The following is a 1,368-nucleotide window of genomic DNA, read 5'->3' as shown; positions in this document are numbered from 1 at the left end:
CGTTTTTATGGAATGGCCCGCCCCTTATGCTCCGGCACTATGATGGTGTCGGAAACTGAGGAGAGGACGGATGACGAAGACACCTATCGCCGTGCTCGGGATCGACCTGGGCAAGAACAGTTGCAGCTTAGCTGGCATGGACGCTGCCGGTGCGGTGGTGATGCGCAAACGGATGACGCGGGATGCAATCGTAATGTTCGCGGCGGCGTTGCCGCCGTGTGTGATCGCGATGGAGGCCTGCTGTGGCGCACACTTTCTGGGCCGGACGCTGGCGCTGCATAGACACACGATCCGGCTGATGTCGCCGGAATATGTCCAGCCGTACGTCAAGGCGCAAAAGACCGATGACCGCGACGCCGAGGCAATCGCCGAAGCGGCAACGCGACCGACCATGCGCTTTGTATTGCTCAAGAGCGAAGCCCAGCTCGACCTGCAAATCCTGCACCGCGTCCGGGAACGGCTGGTGAATACGCGCACAGCACTGATCAACCAGTTGCGCGCGGTACTGCTCGAGCGCGGCATCATCCTGCCCAAGGGTCGCGTCAACCTGATGCGCCGTCTCGAGGATCTCATGACGGGCGATCCGGCCGTCAGTGCGCGCACCCGTACCTTGTTATCTGACCTTCGCGACGAGTGGGCGGGGCTCGATAGACGAGTTAAGAAGTACGACGACGAACTCGCGGCGCTGACACGAGAGGATGTGCAGGCGCGGCGGATGGCAACCATCCCTGGAATCGGCGTCATCAACGCGACTGCGTTGCTGGCGGCCGTCGGGGACGGCAGCGCCTTCGCCAAGGCACGCGATCTGGCCGCATGGCTCGGCCTGACGCCGCGGCAACACTCGACCGGCGGCAAGACGAAGCTGCTCGGGATCAGCAAACGGGGAAACGGCTATCTGCGTAAGCAGCTGATCCACGGCGCTCGTGCCGCCATGCCGCATCTCGCGGCCAAGCCGAACCAACTCGGCACCTGGCTGCAGGCCATGCTGACACGCGCCCATCCCAATGTCGTGGTGGTGGCGCTGGCGGCGAAACTGGCGCGCATCGCGTGGGCGGTGCTGCACAAGCAACAGGACTTCGATCGGCAGGCGCTCGTTGCCGTCTGATCGTCAGGGACAGCGGGCGGACAAACACCGCACGCTTACGGCGTCTGCGGGAGGTGAAGTGAAGATGGCATAACAGGTCGTACCGGCAGCCTGGAAACCTGGTTCTAAATGTGGTGCTCGGCACCGACGCTTTTATGAGGACCAGACTGCGCGGATATCCATCTTGGCCAGGGCTTCAGCCTTGAGACCGGATACGTTGATGCAGACCGATCATGCCGTCTTTGACAAACCCCCTTGCGGACGGGGCGGGCCATACGTTTTTA

General features: G+C 62.6%; 1 protein-coding gene. It reads left to right on the top strand.

The window, feature by feature from the left end:
- Positions 1–70 precede the first annotated feature (70 nt).
- On the top strand, positions 71–1,105 hold the full coding sequence (locus GGQ98_RS18070; protein WP_184072064.1) for an IS110 family RNA-guided transposase: 1,035 nt from the start codon (positions 71–73) through the stop codon (positions 1,103–1,105).
- Positions 1,106–1,368 lie beyond the last annotated feature (263 nt).

The sequence above is a fragment of the Sphingosinicella soli genome (assembly GCF_014199685.1).
In the GTDB taxonomy this organism is placed as follows: Bacteria; Pseudomonadota; Alphaproteobacteria; order Sphingomonadales; family Sphingomonadaceae; genus Sphingosinicella; species Sphingosinicella soli.
This window is presented reverse-complemented; position numbering and strand designations above follow the sequence as displayed.

Coding starts and splice junctions, on each gene's coding strand:
- GGQ98_RS18070 (WP_184072064.1), top strand. CDS start 71: ATGACGAAGACACCTATCGCCGTGCTCGGGATCGACCTGGGCAAGAAC.